This is a genomic window from Streptomyces sp. NBC_00986 (assembly GCF_045162565.1).
GTDB lineage: Bacteria > Actinomycetota > Actinomycetes > Streptomycetales > Streptomycetaceae > Streptomyces.
In genome coordinates, this window is record NZ_CP108733.1 from 5,172,223 (window position 1) to 5,198,226 (window position 26,004).

Consider the following 26,004-nt stretch of genomic DNA (forward strand, 5'->3'; position numbering starts at 1 on the left):
CTTACGCCTCCTTGAAGGGGAAGCCGAGGTGACGGAGAAGGGCACGGCCTTCGGCGTCGTTGGTCGCCGTGGTCACCACGGTGATGTCCATACCCCGGACGCGGTCGATCTTGTCCTGGTCGATCTCGTGGAACATGACCTGCTCGGTGAGACCGAAGGTGTAGTTGCCACGACCGTCGAACTGCTTGGGAGACAGACCGCGGAAGTCGCGGATGCGCGGAAGCGCGAGCGACAGGGTGCGGTCCAGGAACTCCCACATGCGGTCGCCACGGAGCGTGACGTGGGCACCGATCGGCTGACCCTCGCGCAGCTTGAACTGCGCGATGGACTTGCGGGCCTTGGTGATGGCCGGCTTCTGACCGGTGATCGTGGTCAGGTCACGGACGGCACCGTCCATGAGCTTGGAGTCACGGGCGGCGTCGCCGACACCCATGTTCACCACGATCTTGACGAGGCCGGGGATCTGCATGACGTTCTCGTAGGAGAACTCCTCACGCAGCTTGCCCGCGATCTCCTCGCGGTACTTCGTCTTGAGACGCGGGCTGGTGGTGGTAGTCATCAGATGTCCTCACCCGTCCGCTTGGCAACGCGAACCTTGTTGCCCTCGTCGTCGAAGCGGTAGCCGACACGCGTGACGACCTTGTTGCCGTCCTTCTCAACGACCAGCTGGACGTTGGAGACGTGGACGGGCGCCTCGGTCGTGACGATGCCGCCGGCCTGCGAACCCTTGGCGGTGGGGCCGGCCTTGGTGTGCTTCTTGACCCGGTTGACACCCTCGACCAGGACGCGGTCCTCGCGGGGGTAGGCCGCAATGACCTTGCCCTGCTTGCCCTTGTCCTTGCCGGTGATGACCTGAACCGTGTCACCCTTCTTGATCTTCATGCTTACAGCACCTCCGGAGCCAGCGAGATGATCTTCATGAACTTCTTCTCGCGCAGCTCGCGCCCGACCGGGCCGAAGATGCGGGTGCCGCGAGGGTCGCCGTCGTTCTTCAGAATGACGGCGGCGTTCTCGTCGAAGCGGATGTACGAGCCGTCCGGACGGCGGCGCTCCTTGACGGTGCGAACGATGACGGCCTTGACGACGTCACCCTTCTTCACGTTGCCACCGGGGATCGCGTCCTTGACGGTGGCGACGATGACGTCACCGATGCCCGCGTAGCGGCGACCGGAGCCACCGAGCACACGGATGCAAAGGATTTCCTTCGCACCAGTGTTGTCGGCGACGCGCAGTCGCGACTCCTGCTGGATCACGTCTATCTCCTGTTTGTCTGCCGGTTCCCGGGGCGGGTGCGCAACTCACACACCCGCCCCGAGCCTGGCGGAACTGTCCTGCGGGGTTAGCCCCGCAGGAATTACTTGGCCTTCTCGAGGATCTCGACGATGCGCCAGCGCTTCGTCGAGGACAGCGGACGCGTCTCCATGAGGAGGACGCGGTCGCCGACGCCTGCGGCGTTCTGCTCGTCGTGGGCCTTGAGCTTGTTCGTACGGCGGATGACCTTGCCGTACAGCGCGTGCTTCACACGGTCCTCGACGGCGACGACGACGGTCTTGTCCATCTTGTCGCTGACGACGAGACCCTCACGGGTCTTGCGGAAGCCGCGGCTCGCGGTCTGCTCTTCAGTCACGTTGCTCTCGCTCATCAGGCGCTCTCCACCGTCTCGATGCCCAGCTCGCGCTCACGCATCAGGGTGTAGATCCGCGCGATGTCCTTCCGGACGGCCTTGAGCCGACCGTGGTTCTCGAGCTGACCGGTCGCCGCCTGGAAGCGGAGGTTGAACAGCTCTTCCTTGGCTTCGCGGAGCTTGTTGAGAAGCTCCTCGTCACCCAGTTCGCGCAGCTCGGACGCCTTGGTACCGGCCGACATCACGCTTCACCTGCCTCGCGCTTGACGATCCGGCACTTCATCGGCAGCTTGTGCGCTGCGCGAGTGAGGGCCTCACGGGCGATCTTCTCGTTGGGGTAGGACAGCTCGAACATGACCCGGCCCGGGTGCACGTTCGCGATCCACCACTCGGGAGAACCCTTACCGGAACCCATGCGGGTCTCGGCAGGCTTCTTCGTGAGCGGGCGGTCCGGGTAGATGTTGATCCAGACCTTGCCGCCACGCTTGATGTGGCGGGTCATCGCGATACGGGCGGCCTCGATCTGGCGGTTCGTCACGTACGCCGGCGTGAGGGCCTGAATGCCGTACTCGCCGAACGAAACCTGCGTACCGCCCTTGGCCTGACCACGACGCTTGGGGTGGTGCTGCTTGCGGTGCTTGACCCTACGGGGGATCAGCATTTCGGTCAGGCCTCCGTTCCACCGGTAGAAGAGGGCGCAGCCTCGACCGGAGCGGCAGCCGCCGGAGCCTCGGCCTTGGGGGCCTCGGCAGCGGGAGCAGCCTGCTGCGGCTTGCGGCCGCGGCCGCCACGCTCGCCACCGCGGCCACCGCCGCGGGCCGGGCGGTCGCCGCCCGGGCCGCCACCGCGAGCCGGGCGGTTACCCGCACGGGCAGCGGCGTTCTCGGCGCGGACCTCGGCGATGTTCTTGACGTCGCCCTTGTAGATCCAGACCTTCACACCGATACGGCCGAAGGTCGTCTTGGCCTCGAAGAAGCCGTAGTCCACGTTCGCGCGGAGCGTGTGCAGGGGCACGCGGCCCTCGCGGTAGAACTCCGAGCGGGACATCTCGGCGCCGCCGAGGCGGCCACCGCACTGGATCTTGATGCCCTTGGCGCCGGCCTTCATCGCCGACTGCATGCTCTTACGCATGGCGCGACGGAAGGAGACGCGGGAGGAGAGCTGCTCGGCGACGGCCTGCGCGACCAGCTGGGCATCCGTCTCGGGGTTCTTGACCTCGAGGATGTTCAGCTGGACCTGCTTGCCCGTGAGCTTCTCGAGGTCGCCGCGGATGCGGTCGGCCTCGGCGCCACGGCGGCCGATGACGATGCCCGGACGAGCGGTGTGGATGTCCACACGCACGCGGTCACGGGTGCGCTCGATCTCAACCTTCGAGATGCCGGCGCGCTCCATGCCGGACGTCATCATCCGACGGATGGCGACGTCTTCCTTGACGTAGTCCTTGTACAGCTTGTCGGCGTACCACCGGGACTTGAAGTCCGTGGTGATGCCGAGCCGGAACCCGTGCGGGTTAACCTTCTGGCCCATTACCGGGTTCCTTCCTTGCTGCTGACGACCACGGTGATGTGGCTGGTCCGCTTGCGGATCCGGTAGGCGCGGCCCTGGGCACGCGGCCGGAACCGCTTCAGGGTCGGACCCTCGTCGACGTACGCCTCGGAAATGACGAGGCTGCCGGCGTCGGTGTGGTCGTAGTTGTGTGCGGCGTTGGCAATGGCGCTGTCAAGCACCTTGCCGACCGGCACGCTCGCGGCCTGCGGGGCGAAACGCAGGACCGCCTGAGCCTCCGTGGCGTCCATGCCACGGATGAGGTCCACCACGCGGCGGGCCTTCATGGGCGTGACGCGGATGTACCGCGCCTGGGCCCTGGCTTCCATGGTTGTCCCTTCAGTGTTTGTCATGGTCGGTCGCCCCGCGCTAGCGGCGCTTCGACTTCCGGTCGTCCTTGACGTGACCCCGGAAGGTGCGCGTCGGCGAGAACTCGCCGAGCTTGTGGCCGACCATCGACTCGGTGACAAACACCGGGATGTGGGTCTTGCCGTTGTGCACCGCGATCGTGTGGCCGAGCATGGCCGGGACGATCATCGAGCGGCGGGACCAGGTCTTGATGACGTTCTTGGAGCCGGCCTCGTTCTGTACGTCCACCTTCTTGATGAGGTGGCCGTCGACGAAGGGCCCCTTCTTGAGACTGCGCGGCATCTAAACCCGCTCCTAGCGCTTCTTGTTCGTCTTGCGGCGGCGGACGATGTACTTGCTCGATGCCTTCTTCGGCGAGCGAGTACGACCCTCCTTCTGACCCCACGGGCTGACCGGGTGGCGACCACCGGAGGTCTTGCCCTCACCACCACCGTGCGGGTGGTCGACCGGGTTCATCGCAACACCGCGGACGGACGGGCGGACGCCCAGCCAGCGCTTGCGGCCTGCCTTGCCCCAGTTGATGTTGCTCTGCTCGGCGTTGCCGACCTCGCCGACCGTGGCGCGGCAGCGCTGGTCGACCAGGCGGATCTCACCGGAGGGCATACGAAGGTGGGCCATCGTGCCCTCCTTCGCCAGCAGCTGCACGGAGGCACCGGCGGAGCGGGCGAACTTGGCGCCGCCACCGGGACGGAGCTCGATCGCGTGGATCGTGGTACCGACCGGGATGTTGCGGAGCGCCAGGTTGTTGCCCGGCTTGATGTCGGCCCCGGGACCGTTCTCCACACGGTCGCCCTGCTGCAGGTTGCGCGGGGCGAGGATGTAGCGCTTCTCGCCGTCCGCGTAGTGCAGCAGCGCGATGCGCGCGGTGCGGTTGGGGTCGTACTCGATGTGCGCGACCTTCGCCGGCACGCCGTCCTTGTCATGGCGACGGAAGTCGATGACGCGGTAGGCGCGCTTGTGTCCGCCACCCTGGTGGCGAACGGTCACACGACCGGAATTGTTACGGCCGCCCTTGCTGTGCAGCGGGCGAACCAGCGACTTCTCCGGCGTGGACCGCGTGACCTCGACGAAGTCGGCGACGCTGGAGCCACGGCGGCCCGGCGTAGTCGGCTTGTACTTGCGGATTCCCATTTCTCAGTCCTCGTCCGATATCGGACGATCCGACCCGCTTACGCGGCCGGACCGCCGAAGATGTCGATACGGTCGCCCTCAGCGAGGGTCACGATCGCGCGCTTGGAGCCCGCGCGCTGACCGAAACCGGTCTTGGTGCGCTTGCGCTTGCCCTGGCGGTTGATCGTGTTGACCCCGGTGACCTTGACCGAGAAGACCGCCTGGACGGCCTGCTTGATCTGGGTCTTGTTGGCGCCCGGGGCCACGATGAAGGTGTACTTGCCCTCGTCGAGGAGCGCGTAGCTCTTCTCCGAGACGACCGGCTTCAGCAGCACGTCACGGGGGTCCGTGAACGACTTGCTGATCGGCGTCTCGACAGTGTTCTTGCCCTCGGTCTCGTGGCGCTTCGCCTTGGCGATGCGCGCGACCTTCTTGGCCTTGGCGGCCTTGGAGGCGATGCTCGGGTGACGCGTAGCCATCAGGCTTCGCTCCCTTCGGTGTCAGCGGCCTGGGGGCCAGACACGAAGGACTCGAAAGCGGCCTGGGTGAAGACCACGTCGTCCGAGACGAGAACGTCGTACGTGTTCAGCTGGCCCGGCTCCAGGATGTGGACCTGGGGCAGGTTGCGCGCGGAAAGCAGCGCGGCCTCGTCGGAGCGCTCGATGACCAGGAGCACGTTCTTGCGCTCGCTGACCTTGCCGAGGAAGCTCTTGGCGGCCTTGGTGGAGGGGGTCTCGCCCTCGATCACGCCGGTGATGACGTGGATGCGAGCGTTGCGGGCCCGGTCGGTGAGGGCGTGGCGCAGGGCCGCGGCCTTCATCTTCTTCGGGGTCCGCTGCGAGTAGTCGCGCGGCGTCGGGCCGTGCACGACACCACCGCCGGCGAACTGCGGGGCGCGGGTCGAACCCTGACGGGCGCGGCCGGTGCCCTTCTGGCGGTACGGCTTCTTACCACCACCGCGGACCTCGCCACGACGCTTGACCTTGTGCGTGCCCTGACGGGCGGCGGCCAGCTGTGCGACGACGACCTGGTGAAGCAGCGGAATGCTGATCTTCTCTACGTCGAAGATCTCGGCCGGGAGCTCAACGGTCCCGGCGTTGTCGCCGGAGGGCGACTGAATGTCAATGGTGCTCATAGTGTCCTCAGGCCCCCTTGGCGGCGGTACGGACCAGGACGAGGCCGCCGTTCGGACCGGGGATGGCTCCCTTGATGAGGAGCAGTCCCTTCTCCGCGTCAACAGCGTGAACGGTCAGGTTCTGGGTGGTGACCCGCTCGTTGCCCATGCGGCCCGCCATGCGGACGCCCTTGAACACACGGCCCGGGGTGGCACAGCCACCGATGGAGCCGGGAGAGCGGTGCTTGCGCTGGACACCGTGGCCGGCGCCGAGGCCACGGAAGTTGTGGCGCTTCATGACACCGGCGAAGCCCTTGCCCTTGCTCTTGCCGGTCACGTCGACCTTGACGCCGGCCTCGAACACCTCAGCGGTGATCTCCTGGCCGAGCGTGTACTCGGAGGCGCCCGCGGTGCGGATCTCGACGAGGTGGCGACGCGGCGTGACATCGGCCTTGGCGAAGTGGCCCTTGAGGGGCTTGTTCACCTTGCGCGGGTCGATCTCGCCGAAGGCGATCTGGACCGACTCGTAGCCGTCACTGTCGTTCGTACGGACCTGGGTCACGACGTTCGGGCCGGCCTTGACGACGGTGACCGGAACAACACGGTTGTTCTCGTCCCACACCTGCGTCATGCCGAGCTTCTCGCCCAGGATGCCCTTGATCTGCTTAGCCATCTTCAGCTCACCGGCCCCTAGAGCTTGATCTCGATGTCGACACCGGCCGGGAGGTCGAGTCGCATCAGAGAGTCAACGGTCTTGGGGGTGGGGTCGAGGATGTCGATCAGGCGCTTGTGCGTGCGCATCTCGAAGTGCTCGCGCGAGTCCTTGTACTTGTGCGGCGACTTGATGACGCAGTACACGTTCTTCTCAGTGGGCAGCGGCACCGGGCCCGCGACCGACGCACCAGTGCGCGTCACCGTCTCGACGATCTTCTTCGCCGAGGAATCGATGACCTCGTGGTCGTAGGCCTTGAGCCGGATGCGGATCTTCTGTCCCGCCATGGCTACTCAGTAGTCCTGTCTCTAGTAACGCTCTGCACCCCGGTAAGTCCTTCTGCTCTCTTCGATTCCTCCGACCCACGCGGTCGGGTGTGTCGCGCTCTCACCGACACAGAAGTCCCATACACGGAACTTCCCTACTGGGAAAGCACGGCCCTTCCGGAACCGCAAGCCGAGGGCGAAGAAGCCCACCGGGTGCCTGGCCGGCGCCGCACTGACACTTCCCGAAAGATTCCCGTACGTCCGTCCCAGCGCTGCCGTGAGGCAGTTGGGACGACGAGTACCGTGGGACTCGCTTCCGGTCCTCCCGACGGGAGGCGCGCAGCATCAACACTCGACCGAGCAACTCGGACAGTCTGCCATATGGGGCAGTGCCTCCGCCAATCGAGCCGGAGAGAATACCCCGGGAGTGACGTAGGTCAAACAGCCTGGGCGGTCTCCCCCGCCCGGGCCGGGGGCACACGGCCGTTCACGCGCCGACCGACCGGAAGCACCTTGAGTAGAGGTTCACTTCGATGAGCGGCTCGTGGCCGTCCAGCCCCTTGAGCCAGGTGATCTCGGCCTGGCTCAGCGTCTTCTCATGGACAGCCAGGATCTGCATGTTCTTGTTCTTGCTTCCGTCGTCCCCAACCTTCTCGATCTTCCAGCCCTGCCGGGGCAGTTCCTGGCGCAGATTGGCCATGCCCTTCCCCATGACCTCGTTCCCCACGCCGTAGGCTGACCAGGGGTGCCGAACCCGGTACAGCTTCCCCGCGTCACCGTCACTGGACTCACAAGGCTGAACGTTCGGCCCCGGCTCGGTGACCTTGCTCTTGATGGCCATGACATCGAAGATCCGGCTGGACAGCTTCGAGATCTCCCCCTTGACCGTCTCGGTCGACCGGGACTTCGGCTCGTAGCCCAAAGAGTTCTCACTCCCCTGAGAAGAAGACGAACAGCCTGTTGCCAACACGAGGGCGGACGTGGCGAGCAGTGAACCCACTCCTGGGGGCAGTCCCCTACGGGCGGTAACTTCCCTGCGGGGCTGGGGACGCTCAGTCCTCCAGAACGACATCTCCGTACCTTCCTGTGATCACCCGAGCCTGGTTCTCCAGGCTGAGCGACGCCTGCTGGCCGTCGGTGTCCCAGAATCCGCCGTGATCGGCCGAGTCACTCTTCATCACGTTCCCGCCGAACGAGTCATCGGTGGGAATGGTCAGCTCGTCACCGAGCCCCATCAGACGACCGCCCTGACGCACGATCTCGTCGTTACCAGGTGCGCCCATCGCCCAGACATGATCTGCACCGATGCCCAGGTCAGCCGCATGATCCGCCTCAACACCAGGACTCCCCGCGAACATGTAGTCGTCGACGGCCTCGGAGTCGCTCCACTTCCCGGACTGGGCGGAGACCCCGACGACCGTGCTCCCGTAGCTGTGCCCGAGGACCGTGGTGTGGGCGGCGTTTCCGGATGCTTCTTCATGGGCTGCCCAGTTTCCCTGGAGGAAGTCGTACAGACGCGGGCCTCCCTCCTCTGCGTACTTGGCGTTGGTCGCCTGCGGAACGATGCTGTCCGGAGCGTTGTAGTCGAGCCATGTGATGGTGGACACGTTCTGGCCCGGCGCAAGCTTGGCGCTCTCCGCCCACAGGGTCTCCCCACGACCGAGGTCCCCATGGGAGCCTCCCTCCCCGATCTTTTCGAGACCGGCGAAGGTACCGGGGACATACACGGCCACGTGGTCGGCGAGATCCGGATTTCCGTTGGCGATGATGACCTTTCCGTCGCCCAGCCCCACGGGGTCGAAGCCGAGCAGGTATGCCTCGGGCAGTCCCCCTTCGCCGGTCCGGTCGAAACGGTCCTGGATGTAGCCCATGCCGCTGAGCGTCTGCCTCAACTGCTCCTGGCGGTCGCCGTACTGCCTGTACCAGTCCATCCACGCATCGGTGTGCACCTTTGATGGGGTCGGGCCGGAGTTGATCCACGTCCACTCGTCGGCGGGAGGATTCGGGATCGAGTCCAGTTCCAACCGGAGCCTCGCCCGTGTCTCGTCGAACACCACACGGTTGGCCTCGTCGCGGACCGCGGACGGCAGTCCGTTGAGTTCTCCCACTGCCTTGGGGTCAACGGACAGCCACGCCGCCCGCTCCTCCGCTGTGAGCCCCTTCCACCACTCCGCGTTGTCCTCGGGACTGCCGTCCTTGGGTCGCTGGGGCAGAGAGTCGAGATACTTCCTGCCCGCTTCCCGCACACCACTCGTGTCGGAGGACGCGTCGACCCAGTCCTTGTCGGACACGGTCAGATCGTCGTCGGCCTTCAACGCCGCCAGCTTCGGGGCCCACTTCTCGTCCGCCTCCGTGGCTTCTTTGAGGGCACTGGCGATCTGGTCCGCGTAGTCCTGCGCAAGACGGTGATGTGGATTGGGGTCGAAGTTCGCCGCCTGACGCCCCACCGCGGAGGCCGTACCGTCCGTGAGGCCGCTCACCGTACCGCCGTCGGGGATCTTGCCGTCCGCGCCCTTCTGCCCACCTGGCGGATAAGTGACGGAGCCGTCGGAGTTCACCGTGAGCTGCACCGCCGCAGCGCCGTCAAGCGCGGCGTCGAGCTTCGCCTTGGCCGCTCCCACCTCGTACGAGAACGCCTCGAGCGCCGTACTGAGAAGACCGCACTCAACCTGGATGTAGTGGAAGTTCTTGCCCAGCTCCGTGAGCTCCTTGACCGCCGCGGTCGCGGCCTCGCCCTTAAGGGAGTTCCTCATGGCTACGGCGATCTGGTTCTCGATGCGGTCCTTGACCGCGCTCGCCATGTCCGAAGTGCTGCGGTATCCGTCGGCCGCCTCCGCGTACTCGGCCGACTCGAGGGCTTTGAGTGTCGCGAGATCCATGACGACTCGCTACCGCCCCTTCTCCTGGCCGCCGACAGCCGGAGTGTCCGCGTACGCGGCCTCCACATTGCCGATCTCGAGCTCGACCGCCTCGTCGGTCTTCAGCTGCTCGTCACCCGCCTTCTCAAGCACGTCCGAGAACCTCTCGCACCGCGCGCTGACGTTCTTGACGTAGGTCTCCCACGAGTCGTAGACGTCCTTCAGCGCCGCTGCGGTGAGACAGCCGGATTCTTCACCGAGGCCTTTCTGCCCGTCCGCCAGCTTCCCGAACGCTTTTCCGATGTCCGCACGGAGCGAACCGACGTCCTCGCCAGCCTTGGTCCAGGCGCGTCGGTTCGACACCAGTTCACCGCCGGAACCACCCGGATCCATCGGCACGTGGTTGAGCTGCATCCGGGCAGAACTTCGTTCAGCCGCCGCGGTTTTGAGCTGGTCCCACTCCTCCCAGGCCACGCGTACTTCCTCCCCGTCTCACTTGGCTCACCACCGAGCGGATGCGAACACACGATCACACCGTGCACTCGTACCGTAACGACCCCGCACCACTTGCCTCATCCGTATCGGCCACCATGGCGTCTGAGTATCCGTACCCAATCGGCCCGCGGTTGTGTGAACTGTTCCGCCGGACAAGGGAATTACTCGTGAGCATGCGCGGGCATCACGGGCCTTGAGGGTGGTGCGGTGACCTTCGCATACGGGGGTTTCCCTCACCCCGGACACGTGGGTGTGTCGGATGGTGAGGGCGGTGGGGGTCGGTCAGGGTGGTGGGGCACGCAGATACGGACCGTTGCACCACGGGGAGATCAGAACGTGCGTATCGCCATCAGCACCGCCGCAGCCCTTGCCCTTGCCCTCACCGGAGGGACCTCGGCGCCGACTGCCCTGGCGGCCACCCCTCGAACCAGCGCCGTGGACGGCCTGTGGCGGATGGACGGCTACGGCACAGTCGTCGCCGTCGACCACGGGAGGTACCAGGAGTACCAGACCACTGCGGTGAGCTGCCTGAAAGGCGACACCGCGCGACAGACGGGTCCGGGGACGTACGCGGTGGACGGCGACTTCTTGACGGTGCGGCCGGGCGCGGACCGGAACCACGCGTCGGTCGCGACGGCCAGTTCGGTGGGCCACAAGCAGCTCCACCGGATCAGGTCCCTTCCGGCGGACTGCACCCGGCAGATGCCGAAGGACCCCCTGACCTCCTTCGACGTCTTCTGGCAGTCTTTCAAGGAGAACTACCCCTTCTTCACAGCCAAGGGCGTCGACTGGCGGGCGGTCCGGAAGCAGTACCGCCCGCAGGTCCACGCGGACACCACCAGGTCCCAGCTGTTCGACATCTTCAGCAAGATGGTGCGTCCGCTCCACGATGCCCACGTCGCGGTCCAGGACGGCGGCCGGATCTTCGGCGAGGGCCGCCCAGGCACGGAGGTACCCGACGGCCAACTGGACGCCAGGACGAAGAAGTTCATCGTGACGCACGACGTGGCGGGCGCGCCGCACCGCCAGGACTTCGCCAACGGCCGGATCACGTACGCGGATCTGCCTGGCGACAGCCACCTGGGCTATCTGCGGGTCTCGGGCTTCAGCGGCTACCTGCCGGCCGAGGGCGCCACGTACGCATCCCAACTGGCCGAACTGGACAAAGCGTTGGGCGCTATCTTCACGAAGGCGCGTACCGGGCACCTGCGCGGCCTGATCATCGACGTCCGGATCAACGGCGGCGGATCCGACGCGATGGGTCTGCGCATCACGTCCCGTCTGACGGACACGCCGTATCTCGCCTACTCCAAGCGCGCCCGCAACGACCCGGGGAACGCTGGTCGCTTCACTCGCCCGGAACCGATCACGGTGGTACCGGCGGCGGCTTCCCGCTACTCGGGCCCGGTCGCCGTACTGACCGGCGGTTCGACGGTGAGCGCGGGTGAGACCTTCACACAAGCCCTGATCGACCGTCCGGGCCGCACGATCCGCATCGGTGAGCCCACCCAGGGCGTCTTCTCGGACATCATGACCCGCCACCTGCCGAACGGCATGGCCGCCTGGCTCCCGAACGAGGAGTTCCTGACCCACTCGGGCCACACGTTCGACGGGACGGGGATTCCGCCGCAGGTGCGGGTGCCGGTGTTCACGGAGAAGGAGTTCGCGGAGGGACGGGATTCCGGGTTCAAGGCGGCGGTGCGGATGTTGGGCGGATAGGTCAAACCGACGATGGCAGGACCCATCCGAGATACCCGAGTCTTCATGCACGTCCCGGCCGTCGACCGCGAGCAGCACGTTCTTGCAATCCCTTCTTCACCCGCACCATCGCTTCGTCGAGGTCACTCGCCGAAGGCGTACGCACTCATGCACGTCTGCGCCTCCGCACGACGAATGCCATCGCGCCTCCGCCGACCAGCGCTACGGCACCGACGCCCAGCCCGAGCCACAAGACGCTCCCGCCGCCGTCCCTTGAGGACGACGTGATGGCCGAGAGGTCGTGTCCCTTCACCGGAGCGCCCGCAGCACCGGAAGCCGAGGCATCCGATGTCGGTGACGGTGAGGTCCGAGCAGCGGCAAGGTCCGGGAGTGGGTACTCCCCGGCCGGACCAGGGGCCCCCGGGTTCTGCAGCGCGACGCGAGGGCGGACGATGCCGTACCCGATCGAGTTATTGCGCTTCGCGCCGTCCGTCGGGGCGCCGATCGTGTTGAGCAGGACGCGCAGGACCTGGTTGTTGGTCCAGGTCGGGTGCTTGGACCAGATCAGGGCGGCGGAGGCCGAGGCCAGGGCAGTGGCGCCGCTGGTGCCGTGGCCCCTGCAGAGTCCGCTCTGGCTCGCGCACGCGTAGACCAGGTCCTCCCCTGGTGCCGCCAGGTCCACCTGGGGGCCGTGTTCCGACTCGGCGGTCCTGCTCAGGTTCTTGCCCACAGCGGCCACGCCTACGACGCCGGGGGTGGCCGCGGGGTACTCGACCTGGTTCCCCTTGTCTCCACTGTTGCCGACCGCCGCGAAGACCAACGAGCCCTTCTCCAGGGCGTATCGCACCGCTGCCGTCAGCTTCGCCGAGCCCTCGGTCTGTCCCAGCGAGATGTTGATGACCCGCGCTCCGGAGTCGGCCGCGTAGCGAATCGCCTTCGGTGCCGCCTCGTTGAACTGCCGGCCAGCTTCCCCCTCGTCGGCCGCGGCCGCCGCGTCGGGCATCCGGATCGGGAGGATCTTGGCCCCCGGCGCGAGCCCGAAGGCCCCGTTCCCGGAGTCGTAGGCACCGGTCCCGGCGATCAGGCCCGCCATTCCCGTGCCGTGACCGTCGTAGTCGGTGTGTTCGTCGCCCGCCTGGCCCATGGCGAAGTCCTTCCCGGGCAGGACCCGGCCTTTCAGGTCAGGGTTGTCCTGGTCCACACCGGAGTCGATCACGGCAACGGTGACGCCCTTGCCCGTACTGGTCCGCCACATCTGCTCGGCCTTCATCGCGTCCAGGAACCACTGCTGCCGCCGGGTCGAATCAGCGTGCGCCGGAACACCCGTGGTACCGACCAACAGCAGTCCGAACACCGCCGATGCCACAAGCTCGCGGCGCCCGCGCCCGACACTGCTGATGAACATGCGCTTCTTCTCGCCTTCCCTGGAGGTCACTGGGGGTCAATCGGTGGTGGATTTTCCGTACGACGGCGCTGCTCCCGGCGCTGGCGCTCTTCTGCCGCACGGTCGGACCGCGATCCGGAGCCGCCCTCGCGGGTCGAGGACGTAGAGGATGCAGAGGTCGTAGCGGACGCAGACGGCATCGACTGCGGCAAACGAGGAGCGGCCGCGCTGCCCCGGTCTGTCCGCGGGCGTCCAGCGCTGGGCGTGCCGCCCGAGACACCGTCTCGAACCGCGGCACCCGAGGCGACCGTTCCGCCGGTGCCGCCTGCACCAGGTCGGCTGGACGGCACCCGCCCCAGCTGCTGCGGGGCGCTGCCCACGACTCGCCTGTTGGGAGATACGGCACGGCCACTGCCTGCTGTGGAGCCCACCGGACCACGACCGGCGGAGCTCTCCGCGCCCACCACCGTCCCTCGGGGAATCGCTCCCGCCGGCCGACCCGTCGGAGTCCCGGTCGGGCGACCGCCGACAACACCGCTGGCGCTACTGCCGCCCACGCGGCCGGAGTTGGGAACAGGGCCCCCTTGACCGGGCATGGCGGGAGACCGGCCAGTGACGATCGGCCGGGCAGGCGTTGTCGGCCTGCCCACCGTTCCCTCCGACCTCGCCGAACCACTCACCGCTCGGCCCGGCACCGCCGAGCCCACAGGGTTGCCGACACTGCCACCGAACGCCGGTGTCCCGCCACCGGGCGGCGTTGTCGCCGTAACGCGGGGCTGCCCCATGCCGCTCGGACCGTCACTCGTACCTGCACCTGTGCTCGGCATGTGAGGCAACGTGCCCACCGAGTCGACGCCCACCCGAACCGGCGGGTCGATGACCGTAGCCGTCGGCACCTGCTCAGAGACCGCCACCGCCCCGTCATGAGAAGTCGGCTTCGGCTCCCGAATTTCGCCAACACCCAAGTGCCCAGCAGGCTCCTGCACCAGAGAGCGAGGAACCGAGTCACTCCGCACAGGGACAACAGGGCTAACAGGAATGCGGGAGTCACCACCACCGGGACGGGCAATACCGCTCTGGCTGCCACGCCCACGAGCGTCCGGCGGCTGCACGGCCTTCGGCGGAGGAGGAAACGTCGGCCGTTCCAACCCGTCCAGTTGCGTGGCCGACAGTCGATACGACTGCCCCAGTTTGAGCATCTGGAGCGCGGCCTCCTGGCGGACCTTCTCCTTGTTCGCGGCGAGGGCGGCGAGTTCCGTCGCGGACTTGGTGTGGGCGGCCGTGGTGTCCGGGTCGTAGTGGGCCCGGGTCGCCGCGTTCAGGTGCGCCTGTGCGCTCTTCGTGTCGCGTGGGATCGAGGACTGTACGTGGGCGATCGCGTCGGAGGCCTGGCCCAGCCACTTCGCGGCGTCGTGGCTGAAGTCGCCCAGGCGCAGGGTGGAGTTGGCCAGGTCGCCGGCCCAGGTGCGGAACGCGTCGGCTCCCTCGCCCTTCCAGTCCACGTGCTGCGGGCGGACCTTGAGTTCCTCGCCGATCCTGCGGATCTCCTCGGCGGCCGCGGTCAGGCGGTCGGCGGCGAGCCGCACCGTGCCCGGGTTCGCCTGGTCGAGCCAGGCGAGCATCTGCTCGTGGCTCATCTCCTCGAAGGGCGTGCTGCCGGTTCCGGGTGCTACGGCGGACATCAGATCGTGCCTCCCGCGTCGCCTCCGGTGACGGCGGGGTGAGGCTTCTTCGGGAGCTGGGGGTCGTAGGCGCCGCCGTAGTGCTTCGTCGTCTCCGCGCTGATCGCGGTCATACGGTCGCGGAGGTCGAGGTCGATGTTCCGGTAGCCCTTGTGCGAGGCCAGTACCGCGATGTTCATGCCCTCCATCGAGTCGGAGAGCAGCCTGGAGAGCGTCTCCAATTCGCCGACCACCGTCTCGTACGCGGTGAACAGCCCGGCCGCCTCCGCCCATTGGCCGCCACCGCCACCGAACTGCTGCCGTACGAGCTTCTCCTGGCCGACCTTGCCCGGGCCGGCGTCCGAGCCCTTGAGGTCGCGGATCAGTTGGTCGACGCGTTTCTGGAACGCCGTGAAGGACGACAGTTCGGTGGCGACATCGGCGGCACCCTTCACCGCGTCGAACACACCGAACACACCGAACGCCCACGATCCACCGTGGCTCGGCAGCACACTGTCCTCCCCCGTACGTTCCTCAACACCCCAGTACCACCGCCCACTTTAACTACACCCTGTGACAGTCCGGTTTCGCTCCGTCCCGCGAGCGGTCGGAACAGGCCGGTCAGTTGGGCCAGGGGACCATCCCTGCGAAGAAGATCGCCGAGAGTACGACCGTGCCAGGTGCGAGGACGGCGAACACGCGGCGCCGGGCGACGTTCGGCTCGGTCTGCGGCAAGCCCCAACTGACCAAAAGCAGCGCGACGGAGGCCAGCAGGCCCACCTGAAGGAACGTGAAGGCGGTGTCGAACCTCCGGGTGAAGTGCTCCGCCTTCGCTCCGTCGCAGGCGTCGCAGGCCATGGGTGAGAGGCCGGCGACGATGTACGCGACGAGGGCGGCGGGAAGGGTGACGACCGTCGCGATCAGCGGTCCGACCCAGGTACCGCGCACGGAAGTTCCCTGTGTGATCGACATGCCCTCAGCCAACTGCAGGGCGCGGGGCGGCACATGAGCGCTCGTACTCATTCCGGCAACGTCACTTGCACCCCAGGGTCTTGAGCGTCGCCGGGAAGTAGGCCCGCATGAACCTCTCGATGTCCTTGCGGTGGGTCTGGTCCATGAGGCTGATTTGGGGGAGTTGGAGGGTGAGGGTGAAGTATTTGCCGCCGCTGGTTTCGCAGGGGGCGATCGAGATGGCTCCGTCGGTGCCGACGATTGTCTTGTAGGTGAAGTCGATGGCGTGAGGATCCGTCACGTGCGAGACCGATCCGGTGCCCTGCGCCAGGTACATCAGGTCAGTCGGGTTCGGGTCCCACGAGAAGCCGAGGTCAAGGACCGGGTCAGGGCCGGACAACAGCACGCAGGGGGCTGTGATCGCTTCGGAACGATCCACACGGTTGTACTCATGCAGGTCCTCGTCGGGTGTCACCAACGGACGACTCACTGAGGGATCGATCTGGGTACCGCAAATGGCTTTCGGAATCTCGTGGTCGGCCGGGTCGTTGCAGGACACCGCGAAGGCCGAGACAGCAAGTGCGGACAAACCGAGGAGAACGGCACGGACACATGAGTTCACTTGGAACGTTCCCCAGACACACCTTTGGCATTCGTGACCCCATCGGTCGCGGATCGGCGAATTTCCTGGTGCGGGTTGAAGTAGGAACTCTCGGCGACTCGATGCGTTTTGCTCCACTCATCTGAAAGGCTCATGAGCTGGCCGTTCCTCCTGTAGTAGACCTTGACGTTCTCTTCGGTCTGCTTGTCATCGAGTCTCTTCTGTTCGTCCGCCAGCCACTGGTCCGTCACATAGTCGAACCCCGTCTGCACATCACCACTGACCACAGGGATGTAACTGATCGCCTTGTCAAAGAACGGCTTGGTCTGGAACTCCGCGACCTTCGGATCCCCTGCGGCCTGCACCCTCGCCTCCTCCAGGAAGCCCACGGTCCGGCCGGCCCCGCTCAGGGAATCGGCCGATTTCGAGTGGTCGCTGTGAATGGCTGACACCATCGCCTGGTTCATCCCACCGTTCAACACCCCATAGGCCCCCTCATCCTTGGACACCTGCTTAGCAACCTCGAAAAGCTGATGCTGGTCCAAGGGCGAATGGCCAACATCCACCTCGCTCATCGCCGCATGCACAGTCCCCCCATGATTGACCAGAACGTTGGCCATCGGCTTCCGCAACGACGGCGGAAAATCATCCCCCTTGTCCGCCAGATACGTGAGCGCCGACTTGAACACCGCATCGTTGGTCGCCCGATCCCCCACCCGGCCCCCCTTCGGATCCGCAGGATCGATCCCCGTGGCCCCCGCCTGCAACGCCGCCCCGAATCCAGCCCGGTCGTCCCCGTCCAACCGGGGCACATAACGCCCGCCCTTCGAAACCCCCTCGTCATTCAGGGTGACATTCCAGTCCCGGTCCTTCATGAGGTATTTCATGTGGGCCTCGGAATGGAGATAACGCGCCGCCTCCGCCGGGTCCCGGCTCATGACGCCGAGCATGCCGTCGACGGGGTCGTTGGCGAACCAACCGCCGCTTGCCCCGGCGTACGTGCCCTTCACCCGCCAGATCCCAGGGTGTTTCCTCTCCGCCGCGATCATGTCGTCGGTGAGATCCTCGACCATCCCCGGGGAGTAACCGTGGCCCTTCTGCATCAGCGTGACGAGGGACTGGTAGCCGACGGCCTTGTCCAGGTGGAGGCCCTGGGCGTCCGTGGCGTAGTGCGCCAAGCCCACGCGTCGCATCTCGGTGCGCCACTTCCCGTACCAGTGCGACTTCGTGTCCTTCGTCGCCGTGGCGAGGGCGTTCGCCAGGCCCGTCTCGATCGCCGAGTACGTACCCGCGCCGGCGCCACCCTGGACGTGGATGCGGTCGTTCAGCTCGTTCGTGAGTTTGATCGTGCCGGTGGGGCCGAGGTCGTCCAGGACCATCCGCGAGAATCCCTCGTCCTCGCTGTTGTCGCGGAACGACCTTTCCAACTCAGCGAGTTGATCGTCCGTCAACTCCCCTCCCCCGCTCAGCTTTTGCAGGTACTGCTCCGCCTCCTCGGCCTCATACGCTTCGACGTCACCCATCGCCCTGCCGTTGAACCCTCGCCCACCGGCAAGCAGTTCGGAGTCGATCACGACCCCCGCCAGCGCGACCCGGACGCCCGTGTCCGCGTCCGTCACATCGCGGACGGCCTTGTTGATCCGGTCCTGCCACGGCTGTACGGCCTGGGGTGCGGCGGGAGTGACCGGCTGGTCCGAACTCGGGCTCACCACCCCGGACTCCGAGACCCGCATGCCCGCCCGGACCGCGTCCCACCGTGCCGCCACCACCCGGCCCCGCAGCTCCACGAACCGGTCGTGCGCGTCCCGCAGCAGCGCCGCGATCCCCTTGGCCTCCGTCTGCGCGTACTGGAACTCCTTGAGCGTGACGTCGAAGCGGGCGTTCGCCGCGTCGGCGCTGAGCCCGGTCCATGTCGTGCCCATGGAGATGCCGTGCACATCCCGCCGGTACGCCGTCTCCTGCTTCTCGAACTCGCCCGCCATGCCGTCCCAGCGCTCGGCCGCGGTGGTCAGCGCGGCGAGGTCGGTGGTCATGATCTCGTGATACGTCGGCATGCGCCCAGTTGCCCCAATAGCTCCGCGAACCCGATAACTTCGCTGCTCCAACGGCCCGTTGACCCGCCGAACCGCCGACCCGCCGACCCGCTGGCCCCGCTGCCCCGTGGGCCCTCCGAACCGTTGGCCCGCCGACCCACCGACCCACCACCCCGCTGGCCCGCCGCCCCGCCGCCCCCGCTCGCCCTCTGCCCCACCGCCCCGCCCACCTCACAACGTGTCCAACGCGGACCGCTCCCGCAACGCCGACCCCACCGCCAGATCCGTACTCGTCAGCACCGCGTTCCCGCTCCGCAACGCGCCCTTCTCCGCACTCAGCCGGTCCATCAGGTTCTTCACCTGGTCCGCCCACGCGCCATGCGCCTTCTTCAGAGCCGCCGAAGTGACCCACCCGTCCCCGTCCTTCGCGGCGAACTCCCTTACGGCGGCGCCGTTTTCGTCGTCCGCCCAGCGCCCCGCCGCACGCGTGCCGGGTTCGATGTGGTCCTCGATCGCCCGTGCCGCCGCCCGCTTCTCCCCCGGCGACGACGCCAGGTCCCGCCCCCGCGCCGAGACCCCCGGCACGCTCGGCACCCCCGAAACGTCCAGCACACCCGGCACGCCACCCGAAACGCCCACCCGTCACCCTCCGCGTTCAACCACGGGCTACACCCGCCTGCTCTCCAATGGCCCCAGGTACAGCGCCGGCAGACCTCCCGTGTCGATCACGAGCCGCTGCAGCACCACCGTCGGGTCCACCATCCAGAACCTCAACCGGTGGACCCCGGCCTTCGTCACGGAGTGTTTCGTCGCCGTCGCGTTGACGTTGTCGGAGGTGTTACGGGCCCACACGTCGTTCAACAGCCCGTCATCTGCACCGATGTTGATGTCGACGGTCTCGATCGGCCCGTCGTCGAGGGAGACGCCGTAGCGCAGACCGCCAGTCGGCAACGCAGGGTTACGAGGAGACAGATACGCCCACACCGTCACCTTCCCCGGCGCCAGCAGACTCACCTCGTACTCCAGCCGCGGCGACCCCGCCCCACCCGGCGTCTGCCTGGGCAGCGTCACCGGCCACGGCGTCATCCCCGCCCCAGTCCAACCCGTACGACCCGCACTCCCCGTACGACCCGCACTCCCCGTACGACCCGCACTCCCCGTACGACCCGCACTCCCCGTACGACCCGCACTCCCCGTACGACCCGTACTCCCCGTACGCCCAATGCCCTCGATCCGACGCCACCCACCGACCGCCCGGTCATAGTGCTCCCCGTCGATCGCCACGTACCCGCCCGCCTCCACGAACCCCCGCAGCCCCCGCCCCGACGGCCGCTCAGCGACACACCCGACCGTCACCGATCCCCCCGCCCCGGTCACCGTCAACTCCCCCTCGACCCGCCCGACCGGCACCCGCGCCCAGTCCACCCCCACCTCCACCCGCACCTGCCGCTCAACCCGCCCCCGCGGCCGATCCACCACCAACCACGGCACCGACACCTCGACCCGGTAATCGAAGGCGGTACGCCCCCGGTTGAACACCTCGACAAACTGCTGCGGCCGCGTCTGATACGGACTGAACGCGGGAAGTACGGCCGCCACCCCCGCCGCCACTCCCGATGCACCCCCCGGCCACCACGCCCCCGACTCCGCCCCCGAAGCACCGTCCACCGACACCCCGAGCCCCGCCGCCCCCGGCACCTCGATCCGCCGCACCGCCGGAAACAACACATCCGGCAACGCCACGTTGTCCCTCTCCGGCTGCTGCCACCCGGCATTGGGCCCGTACCGCTCGACGTCCCCGTAGTCGATGTGCGGCTGGGTCTGGAATCCCCGCCATTTCCCGCCCGCCACAACCGAGTTGAAGCGCTCGGCCAACGCGAAGTCCGCCACCAGCCCCGCCTCCGCCGCATCCGCGAGGTCGTTCGTCGCGGCCCGACCCTGCGCCGCGTAGAGCAGGTTCGTGAACTCGGCCGACCGCAGCCCGTACAGGTTGGCGGTGGCCTGCACCTCGTACCCGACGAGTTCGAACCACGCGTCCCGCACCCCGGCCGGCAACCGCCGCCCGATCCGCTCGGCCCGTCGCCCCAGTTCCCGCCACTCCTCCGTGACCCGCTCCAACTCCCGGTGCCCGAAGGAGAATGGAGTCTGCTGATCGTCGTAGACCACCCGACCGTCGATGAGACCGATCCGCCGGTTCAGCAACTCCGGCTTGCGGCGCGCCTGCAACTGCCCGTACGCAGCCAGCACGGAAGCGATCTCCTGCGCCTGCCCCGCGCCGAAGTTCTGCCGCGCGTACCGCAGTTCCCACTCACCCAGCCGCGAGAGATCCCAACCCTCCGGATTCCACGCGTAGTTGAGGAAGAACTCGGTCGGCAGCTCGTTCCCCTTCAGGTCGCCCACGTTCGCGACCCACAGCCCACGGTTCCCGTACGCGTACGCCGCGTGCAACTGCTCCCACACGTTCCGCAGGTTCGCCGTGTCCACCCACTTGTAGTTCCGCCCGGCGCCCACGTAATCGAAGTGGTAGTACAGGCCGTAGCCCCCACCCCGCTCGCCGTCCCCTACATCCGGATGCTTACGGATGTTCCCCCAGTTGTCGTCCGTGAGGACCACCGTCACGTCGTCCGGCGCCCTCAACCCCCGGTCCCAGTACCGCTGCACCTCCTTGTACAACGTCCACACCTGCGGGGTCTCCGCCGCCGGCCGCCCCGTCACCTCCTCGATGATCTGCCGCTGCGCCGCGATGATCTCCTGCATCAACTCGATGCCGTCGCCGTCCGGGAGGCTGGTGTCACCGTTCCCGCGCATGCCCAGCGTGACGACACCCTCGAAACCCTGGTCGACCATCCGCTGCACGCCCGCCCGCCAATACGCGCGTATCGCCGGGGAGTTGAGGCGGTACGACCACTCCCCCGTCCCGCCGTACGGATCATGCCCCGGCGTCACGATCGCGCCGGACGAGTCCCGGACCGCGGCGACCGCGTGCCGGTTCCACTCCTCGATCCCCCGCATCATCGGCGCCTCATGCGACGTGCCCATGACAACCCCGTACTCCGCGGCCCGCCGATGGTTCTCCGGGTCGTCCTCCGCGAAGGCCCGCCCCCACACCGCCGGCCAGAGGTAGTTCCCCTTCAGCCGCAGCAGCACCTCGAAGACCTTGCCGTAGAAGTCCGCGGTGAAGCCGCCCGGATACCCCGCCGCCTTCCCCGGCCCGAAGTACGCCGGCGCCCACGTCCCCAGCGCCGGATTCTCGTCGTTGATGAAGAAGCCCCGGTACTTCACCACCGGCGTCCCCTGCGAGTACCGCCCGGGCAGCACCCACACCTCACCCCGCGGCGTCGGCGGTACGTCGTCCCACCAGTGCCAGGGCGAGACCCCGATGCCGTACGAGACGTCGTACGCACCGAAGATCGTGCCGCGCGGGTCGCTCCCCGCGACGACGAACGCCCGCTCCACCCCCGGCATCGGCCGCTCGACCACCGTCTGCAGCGAGGTCTCCCAGCGGCCCCGCACCCCGGACACGTCCAGTTTCCCGGTGGCCACCAACCCGTCGATCAGCGCGCTGCGCCCGATCGTGCCGACCAGCACCACCTCACGCACACTCGCACCCGCGAGCGCGCTGCCGGGGCGTACGCCGGTGACGCGTTCGATGTCGTCCCTCAAGTCCCCTGCCACCCGTACGACTCCGGGGTGATCGTCAGGGTCCACCACGACCGGGGCGCCGACGAGCGGAAACGCACCCGTAGTACGCGAGAAGGAGATGTACGCACCCGCGTCCACGGACCCCGATGTCGGCAAGGTCACCCCCGACAACACCGGCACCGCGGCAACTCCCGCCCCCAGAACGGCTCTTCGACTGACGGACGCAGACATGGCACACCCCTCCACACCTAATTTGCTCAGCGGCATGACAAATGGTGGGACGAGTGGAAGGAGGGGACAACGGGTCGTACCCGCCGAATAGTTTCGTAACAGCAAGCCGGAAGCGGCGGGAACAACAAAGGGGCCCGTACGACCGAAGTCGTACGGGCCCCTTCGAGACCTACCAGTCAGAGACCGGTCGGATCAGCCAAGACTACTTGTTGATCTTGGTGACCTGGCCGGCGCCCACCGTGCGACCACCCTCGCGGATGGCGAACTTCAGGCCCTCTTCCATGGCGACGGGCTGGATGAGCGAAACCGTCATCTCAGTGTTGTCGCCCGGCATGACCATCTCGGTGCCCTCGGGGAGGGTCACGACGCCGGTCACGTCCGTGGTACGGAAGTAGAACTGGGGACGGTAGTTGTTGAAGAACGGCGTGTGACGGCCACCCTCGTCCTTGGACAGGATGTACGCCTGGGCCTCGAACTCCGTGTGCGGGGTGACCGAGCCGGGCTTGATGATGACCTGGCCGCGCTCGACGTCCTCGCGCTTGATGCCACGGAGGAGCAGGCCGACGTTCTCGCCCGCCTGGCCCTCGTCGAGCAGCTTGCGGAACATCTCGATGCCGGTGACCGTGGTGGTGGTCTTCTCCTGCTTGATGCCGATGATGTCAACGGTCTCGTTGACCTTCAGGACACCACGCTCGATACGGCCGGTGACGACCGTACCGCGACCGGTGATCGTGAAGACGTCCTCGACGGGCATGAGGAACGGCTTGTCGACGTCACGCTCGGGGGTCGGGATCGACTCGTCGACGGCGGCCATCAGGTCGAGGACCGTCTGGCCCCACTCCTTGTCGCCCTCGAGCGCCTTGAGCGCCGAGACCTTGACGACCGGCAGGTCGTCGCCCGGGAACTCGTACTCGGAGAGGAGCTCACGGACCTCGAGCTCGACGAGCTCCAGGATCTCCTCGTCGTCCACCATGTCGGCCTTGTTCAGGGCGACGACGATGTACGGAACGCCGACCTGGCGGGCCAGGAGCACGTGCTCCTTGGTCTGCGGCATCGGGCCGTCGGTGGCCGCGACCACGAGGATCGCGCCGTCCATCTGCGCGGCACCCGTGATCATGTTCTTGATGTAGTCCGCGTGACCGGGGCAGTCGACGTGGGCGTAGTGACGCGTCTCGGTCTGGTACTCGACGTGCGCGATCGAGATCGTGATACCGCGCTGGCGCTCCTCAGGAGCCTTGTCGATCTGGTCGAAGGCCGAGGCCTCGTTCAGGTCCGGGTACGCGTCGTGCAGCACCTTGGTAATGGCGGCCGTGAGGGTCGTCTTACCGTGGTCGATGTGACCGATGGTGCCGATGTTGACGTGCGGCTTAGTCCGCTCGAACTTCGCCTTCGCCACTGGGTCCTCCTGTGGAGTGGTTCTGGTACGCCTTACTCATCGGCGCCAGGTGATCTTTGCTGGGATGCCGCCCGCCGGGGTTCTGCTCCCGGTTTCCGGGGACGATCTCTCGTCCCGCTGCCGGTCTTCGGACCCCGGCGGTCGGTGTCAAGCCTAAAGCGTGCAAACGGTGTGTGTTACTCGCCCTTGGCCTTCGCGATGATCTCCTCGGCGACGTTCCGGGGAACCTCGGCGTAGGAGTCGAACTGCATCGAGTAGCTTGCGCGACCCGAGGTCTTGCTGCGGAGGTCGCCGACGTAGCCGAACATCTCCGAGAGGGGCACGAGGCCCTTCACGACGCGCGCACCGGCACGCTCCTCCATGGCCTGGATCTGGCCACGGCGGGAGTTGATGTCGCCGATGACCTCACCCATGTAGTCCTCGGGCGTGGTGACCTCTACGGCCATCATCGGCTCGAGGAGCACGGGGGACGCCTTGCGCGCGGCCTCCTTGAAGGCCTGCGATCCGGCGATCTTGAAGGCCAGCTCGGAGGAGTCGACCTCGTGGTAGGCACCGTCGAGAAGCGTGACGCGGACGCCCGTCATCTCGTACCCGGCGAGGATGCCGAACTGCATGGCCTCCTGCGCACCGGCGTCCACCGACGGGATGTACTCCCGCGGGATACGGCCACCGGTGACCTTGTTCACGAACTCGTACGCCGGGCCGTCGGACTCGGTGATGGGCTCGATCGCGATCTGCACCTTGGCGAACTGACCGGTACCACCGGTCTGCTTCTTGTGGGTGTAGTCCACGCGCTCGACGGCCTTACGGATCGTCTCACGGTACGCGACCTGCGGCTTACCGACGTTGGCCTCGACCCGGAACTCGCGCTTCATACGGTCGACCAGCACCTCGAGGTGCAGCTCGCCCATACCGCCGAGGATGGTCTGGCCGGTCTCCTCGTCCGAGTGAACGTGGAAGGAGGGGTCCTCCTCCGCGAGACGCTGGATGGCTACACCCAGCTTCTCCTGGTCACCCTTGGACTTGGGCTCGATGGCGACCTGGATGACCGGCGCCGGGAAGTCCATGGACTCCAGGATCACCGGGCTCTTGTCGTCACAGAGCGTCTCACCGGTCGTGGTCTGCTTCAGACCCATCACGGCGACGATGTCGCCGGCGCCCACCGCCTCGATCTCCTCACGCTTGTTCGCGTGCATGCGGTAGATCTTGCCGATGCGCTCCTTCTTGCCCTTGACGGAGTTCAGCACCGCGGTGCCGGTCTCCAGGCGGCCCGAGTAAACCCGGACGAAGGTGAGCTTGCCCAGGTGCGGGTCGCTCATGATCTTGAAAGCGAGCGCGGACAGCGGCTCGTCCACGGACGGCTTGCGCTTGATCACGAGCTCCGGGTCCTTCACGTCGTGGCCTTCGATGGCCTCGACGTCAAGCGGAGTCGGGAGGTAGCGCACGACCGCGTCGAGCAGGGGCTGGACGCCCTTGTTCTTGAACGCGGTGCCACAGAACACCGGGGTGACGGTGATGCCGTCGGACTTGCCGGACGCGATGGTGACGCGACGGATCGCGGCGTACAGCTGCTCCTCGGTGGGCTCGACGCCCTCCAGGAACAGCTCCATGATCTCGTCGTCGTTCTCGGCGACGGCCTCGACCAGCTTGCCGCGGTACTCCTCGGCGGCCTCGGCGTGCGTGGCCGGGATGTCGACGACGTCGTACATCTCGCCCTTCGCCGCCTCGGCGGACCACACGAGCGCCTTCATGCGGACCAGGTCCACAACGCCCTTGAAGTCCATCTCGGCACCGATCGGCAGCTGCATGATCAGCGGCACCGCACCGAGGCGGTCCTTGATCATGTCGACGCAGCGGTGGAACTCCGCGCCGGTCCGGTCGAGCTTGTTCACGAAGCAGATGCGCGGCACGCCGTAACGGTCGGCCTGACGCCACACCGTCTCGGACTGCGGCTCAACGCCGGCGACACCGTCGAACACCGTGACGGCACCGTCGAGGACGCGCAGCGAACGCTCCACCTCGACGGTGAAGTCGACGTGCCCCGGGGTGTCGATGATGTTGATGGTGTAGTCGTTGTCCTCGAGCGGCCAGTGACAGGTGGTGGCAGCAGAGGTGATCGTGATGCCACGCTCCTGCTCCTGCTCCATCCAGTCCATGGTGGCAGCGCCGTCGTGGACTTCACCGATCTTGTAGCTGACGCCGGTGTAGAAGAGGATCCGCTCAGTGGTGGTCGTCTTGCCCGCGTCGATGTGGGCCATGATCCCGATGTTGCGGACCTTGGCCAGGTCAAGTGAAGTGGTAGCCATAAGGCTTC

General features: G+C 67.0%; 28 protein-coding genes. 1 reads left to right on the forward strand and 27 read right to left on the reverse strand.

Annotation, left to right across the window (positions count from 1 at the left end; all coding sequences use genetic code 11):
- Position 1: 1 nt before the first annotated feature.
- From rplE to OG504_RS22710, 17 genes are all read right to left on the reverse strand, one after another.
- Entirely contained in the window at positions 2–559 is a 558-nt protein-coding gene (gene rplE, locus OG504_RS22630) for a 50S ribosomal protein L5 (protein WP_019055523.1), read from the reverse strand.
- Positions 559–882, reverse strand: coding sequence for a 50S ribosomal protein L24 (gene rplX / locus OG504_RS22635; RefSeq protein ID WP_019055522.1), 324 nt, complete (start codon positions 880–882; stop codon positions 559–561). Before rplX ends, rplE begins: the two co-directional genes overlap by 1 nt.
- A 2-nt stretch (positions 883–884) precedes the next feature.
- Positions 885–1,253: a 50S ribosomal protein L14 gene (gene rplN, locus OG504_RS22640; RefSeq protein ID WP_003998823.1), complete on the reverse strand. Its 369-nt coding sequence runs from the start codon at positions 1,251–1,253 to the stop codon at positions 885–887.
- A gap of 101 nt (positions 1,254–1,354) precedes the next feature.
- Positions 1,355–1,642, reverse strand: coding sequence for a 30S ribosomal protein S17 (gene rpsQ / locus OG504_RS22645; RefSeq protein ID WP_019055521.1), 288 nt, complete (start codon positions 1,640–1,642; stop codon positions 1,355–1,357).
- Positions 1,642–1,866, reverse strand: a complete 225-nt coding sequence (gene rpmC / locus OG504_RS22650) for a 50S ribosomal protein L29 (protein ID WP_005481220.1) — start codon at positions 1,864–1,866, stop codon at positions 1,642–1,644. Before rpmC ends, rpsQ begins: the two co-directional genes overlap by 1 nt.
- On the reverse strand, positions 1,866–2,285 hold the full coding sequence (gene rplP, locus OG504_RS22655) for a 50S ribosomal protein L16 (RefSeq protein WP_010986348.1): 420 nt from the start codon (positions 2,283–2,285) through the stop codon (positions 1,866–1,868). Before rplP ends, rpmC begins: the two co-directional genes overlap by 1 nt.
- Before the next feature lie 5 nt (positions 2,286–2,290).
- Positions 2,291–3,151, reverse strand: a complete 861-nt coding sequence (rpsC, locus tag OG504_RS22660; RefSeq protein ID WP_033280019.1) for a 30S ribosomal protein S3 — start codon at positions 3,149–3,151, stop codon at positions 2,291–2,293.
- Positions 3,151–3,498 carry a 50S ribosomal protein L22 gene (gene rplV, locus OG504_RS22665; RefSeq protein WP_006604878.1) on the reverse strand — a complete coding sequence of 116 codons (348 nt, stop codon included), beginning with the start codon at positions 3,496–3,498 and terminating at the stop codon, positions 3,151–3,153. Before rplV ends, rpsC begins: the two co-directional genes overlap by 1 nt.
- A gap of 40 nt (positions 3,499–3,538) precedes the next feature.
- The gene (gene rpsS, locus OG504_RS22670; RefSeq protein ID WP_019055518.1) at positions 3,539–3,820 is read right to left on the reverse strand and encodes a 30S ribosomal protein S19; all 282 of its coding nucleotides are present in this window, start codon (positions 3,818–3,820) and stop codon (positions 3,539–3,541) included.
- Positions 3,821–3,832: 12 nt separating this feature from the next.
- Positions 3,833–4,669 carry a 50S ribosomal protein L2 gene (gene rplB / locus OG504_RS22675; RefSeq protein WP_019055517.1) on the reverse strand — a complete coding sequence of 279 codons (837 nt, stop codon included), beginning with the start codon at positions 4,667–4,669 and terminating at the stop codon, positions 3,833–3,835.
- A gap of 38 nt (positions 4,670–4,707) precedes the next feature.
- A complete protein-coding gene (gene rplW, locus OG504_RS22680; protein ID WP_200681734.1) occupies positions 4,708–5,127 on the reverse strand; it encodes a 50S ribosomal protein L23 in 420 nt (139 codons plus the stop codon).
- A complete protein-coding gene (gene rplD / locus OG504_RS22685; protein ID WP_266861023.1) occupies positions 5,127–5,783 on the reverse strand; it encodes a 50S ribosomal protein L4 in 657 nt (218 codons plus the stop codon). The genes rplW and rplD overlap by 1 nt, the downstream gene beginning before the upstream one ends.
- 7 nt (positions 5,784–5,790) lie before the next feature.
- The gene (gene rplC / locus OG504_RS22690; RefSeq protein WP_033280016.1) at positions 5,791–6,435 is read right to left on the reverse strand and encodes a 50S ribosomal protein L3; all 645 of its coding nucleotides are present in this window, start codon (positions 6,433–6,435) and stop codon (positions 5,791–5,793) included.
- 17 nt (positions 6,436–6,452) lie between these two features.
- A complete protein-coding gene (gene rpsJ, locus OG504_RS22695; protein WP_003948644.1) occupies positions 6,453–6,761 on the reverse strand; it encodes a 30S ribosomal protein S10 in 309 nt (102 codons plus the stop codon).
- Between the two features lie 466 nt (positions 6,762–7,227).
- Positions 7,228–7,662 carry a hypothetical protein gene (locus tag OG504_RS22700; protein WP_405991460.1) on the reverse strand — a complete coding sequence of 145 codons (435 nt, stop codon included), beginning with the start codon at positions 7,660–7,662 and terminating at the stop codon, positions 7,228–7,230.
- 130 nt (positions 7,663–7,792) lie between these two features.
- Positions 7,793–9,619 (reverse strand): alpha/beta hydrolase, encoded by a 1,827-nt coding sequence (locus tag OG504_RS22705; RefSeq protein WP_405991461.1) that lies wholly within the window; start codon positions 9,617–9,619, stop codon positions 7,793–7,795.
- A gap of 9 nt (positions 9,620–9,628) precedes the next feature.
- Positions 9,629–10,072: a hypothetical protein gene (locus tag OG504_RS22710; protein ID WP_405991462.1), complete on the reverse strand. Its 444-nt coding sequence runs from the start codon at positions 10,070–10,072 to the stop codon at positions 9,629–9,631.
- 357 nt (positions 10,073–10,429) lie between these two features.
- Between OG504_RS22710 and OG504_RS22715 the strand changes: the two genes are divergently transcribed.
- Positions 10,430–11,812 (forward strand): S41 family peptidase, encoded by a 1,383-nt coding sequence (locus OG504_RS22715; protein WP_405991463.1) that lies wholly within the window; start codon positions 10,430–10,432, stop codon positions 11,810–11,812.
- A gap of 145 nt (positions 11,813–11,957) precedes the next feature.
- Here the strand turns inward: OG504_RS22715 and mycP are convergent, their stop codons facing one another.
- The 10 genes from mycP to fusA form a co-directional block, all read right to left on the reverse strand.
- Complete coding sequence (gene mycP / locus OG504_RS22720) at positions 11,958–13,196, reverse strand: type VII secretion-associated serine protease mycosin (RefSeq protein WP_405991464.1); 1,239 nt, start codon at positions 13,194–13,196, stop codon at positions 11,958–11,960.
- A 26-nt stretch (positions 13,197–13,222) separates the two neighbouring features.
- Positions 13,223–14,857, reverse strand: a complete 1,635-nt coding sequence (locus OG504_RS22725; RefSeq protein ID WP_405991465.1) for a translation initiation factor IF-2 — start codon at positions 14,855–14,857, stop codon at positions 13,223–13,225.
- The gene (locus OG504_RS22730; protein ID WP_405991466.1) at positions 14,857–15,348 is read right to left on the reverse strand and encodes a hypothetical protein; all 492 of its coding nucleotides are present in this window, start codon (positions 15,346–15,348) and stop codon (positions 14,857–14,859) included. Before OG504_RS22730 ends, OG504_RS22725 begins: the two co-directional genes overlap by 1 nt.
- A 109-nt stretch (positions 15,349–15,457) precedes the next feature.
- A complete protein-coding gene (locus OG504_RS22735) occupies positions 15,458–15,859 on the reverse strand; it encodes a hypothetical protein (RefSeq protein ID WP_405991467.1) in 402 nt (133 codons plus the stop codon).
- A 10-nt stretch (positions 15,860–15,869) separates the two neighbouring features.
- Positions 15,870–16,376, reverse strand: coding sequence for a hypothetical protein (locus OG504_RS22740; protein WP_405991468.1), 507 nt, complete (start codon positions 16,374–16,376; stop codon positions 15,870–15,872).
- 29 nt (positions 16,377–16,405) lie between these two features.
- Positions 16,406–18,370 carry a hypothetical protein gene (locus OG504_RS22745; RefSeq protein WP_405991469.1) on the reverse strand — a complete coding sequence of 655 codons (1,965 nt, stop codon included), beginning with the start codon at positions 18,368–18,370 and terminating at the stop codon, positions 16,406–16,408.
- A 282-nt stretch (positions 18,371–18,652) separates the two neighbouring features.
- Complete coding sequence (locus tag OG504_RS22750; protein ID WP_405991470.1) at positions 18,653–19,033, reverse strand: hypothetical protein; 381 nt, start codon at positions 19,031–19,033, stop codon at positions 18,653–18,655.
- A gap of 54 nt (positions 19,034–19,087) precedes the next feature.
- The gene (locus OG504_RS22755; protein WP_405991471.1) at positions 19,088–22,294 is read right to left on the reverse strand and encodes a glycosyl hydrolase 115 family protein; all 3,207 of its coding nucleotides are present in this window, start codon (positions 22,292–22,294) and stop codon (positions 19,088–19,090) included.
- A gap of 202 nt (positions 22,295–22,496) precedes the next feature.
- On the reverse strand, positions 22,497–23,690 hold the full coding sequence (gene tuf, locus OG504_RS22760) for an elongation factor Tu (RefSeq protein WP_019072299.1): 1,194 nt from the start codon (positions 23,688–23,690) through the stop codon (positions 22,497–22,499).
- 176 nt (positions 23,691–23,866) lie between these two features.
- Positions 23,867–25,996 (reverse strand): elongation factor G, encoded by a 2,130-nt coding sequence (gene fusA, locus OG504_RS22765; RefSeq protein ID WP_405991472.1) that lies wholly within the window; start codon positions 25,994–25,996, stop codon positions 23,867–23,869.
- Between the last annotated feature and the right edge of the window lie 8 nt (positions 25,997–26,004).

What these genes read in the sequence shown, in the direction of transcription:
- rplX (WP_019055522.1), bottom strand. Translation starts at nt 882, where the DNA reads ATGAAGATCAAGAAGGGTGACACGGTTCAGGTCATCACCGGCAAGGAC.
- rpsQ (WP_019055521.1), bottom strand. Translation starts at nt 1,642, where the DNA reads ATGAGCGAGAGCAACGTGACTGAAGAGCAGACCGCGAGCCGCGGCTTC.
- OG504_RS22705 (WP_405991461.1), bottom strand. Translation starts at nt 9,619, where the DNA reads ATGGATCTCGCGACACTCAAAGCCCTCGAGTCGGCCGAGTACGCGGAG.
- OG504_RS22735 (WP_405991467.1), bottom strand. Translation starts at nt 15,859, where the DNA reads ATGAGTACGAGCGCTCATGTGCCGCCCCGCGCCCTGCAGTTGGCTGAG.
- fusA (WP_405991472.1), bottom strand. Translation starts at nt 25,996, where the DNA reads ATGGCTACCACTTCACTTGACCTGGCCAAGGTCCGCAACATCGGGATC.
- rplP (WP_010986348.1), bottom strand. Translation starts at nt 2,285, where the DNA reads ATGCTGATCCCCCGTAGGGTCAAGCACCGCAAGCAGCACCACCCCAAG.
- rpsS (WP_019055518.1), bottom strand. Translation starts at nt 3,820, where the DNA reads ATGCCGCGCAGTCTCAAGAAGGGGCCCTTCGTCGACGGCCACCTCATC.
- OG504_RS22725 (WP_405991465.1), bottom strand. Translation starts at nt 14,857, where the DNA reads ATGTCCGCCGTAGCACCCGGAACCGGCAGCACGCCCTTCGAGGAGATG.
- rplD (WP_266861023.1), bottom strand. Translation starts at nt 5,783, where the DNA reads ATGAGCACCATTGACATTCAGTCGCCCTCCGGCGACAACGCCGGGACC.
- rpsC (WP_033280019.1), bottom strand. Translation starts at nt 3,151, where the DNA reads ATGGGCCAGAAGGTTAACCCGCACGGGTTCCGGCTCGGCATCACCACG.
- rplB (WP_019055517.1), bottom strand. Translation starts at nt 4,669, where the DNA reads ATGGGAATCCGCAAGTACAAGCCGACTACGCCGGGCCGCCGTGGCTCC.
- rplV (WP_006604878.1), bottom strand. Translation starts at nt 3,498, where the DNA reads ATGGAAGCCAGGGCCCAGGCGCGGTACATCCGCGTCACGCCCATGAAG.
- OG504_RS22745 (WP_405991469.1), bottom strand. Translation starts at nt 18,370, where the DNA reads ATGGCGGGCGAGTTCGAGAAGCAGGAGACGGCGTACCGGCGGGATGTG.
- rpsJ (WP_003948644.1), bottom strand. Translation starts at nt 6,761, where the DNA reads ATGGCGGGACAGAAGATCCGCATCCGGCTCAAGGCCTACGACCACGAG.
- OG504_RS22755 (WP_405991471.1), bottom strand. Translation starts at nt 22,294, where the DNA reads ATGTCTGCGTCCGTCAGTCGAAGAGCCGTTCTGGGGGCGGGAGTTGCC.
- mycP (WP_405991464.1), bottom strand. Translation starts at nt 13,196, where the DNA reads ATGTTCATCAGCAGTGTCGGGCGCGGGCGCCGCGAGCTTGTGGCATCG.
- rplE (WP_019055523.1), bottom strand. Translation starts at nt 559, where the DNA reads ATGACTACCACCACCAGCCCGCGTCTCAAGACGAAGTACCGCGAGGAG.
- rplW (WP_200681734.1), bottom strand. Translation starts at nt 5,127, where the DNA reads ATGGCTACGCGTCACCCGAGCATCGCCTCCAAGGCCGCCAAGGCCAAG.
- rpmC (WP_005481220.1), bottom strand. Translation starts at nt 1,866, where the DNA reads ATGTCGGCCGGTACCAAGGCGTCCGAGCTGCGCGAACTGGGTGACGAG.
- rplC (WP_033280016.1), bottom strand. Translation starts at nt 6,435, where the DNA reads ATGGCTAAGCAGATCAAGGGCATCCTGGGCGAGAAGCTCGGCATGACG.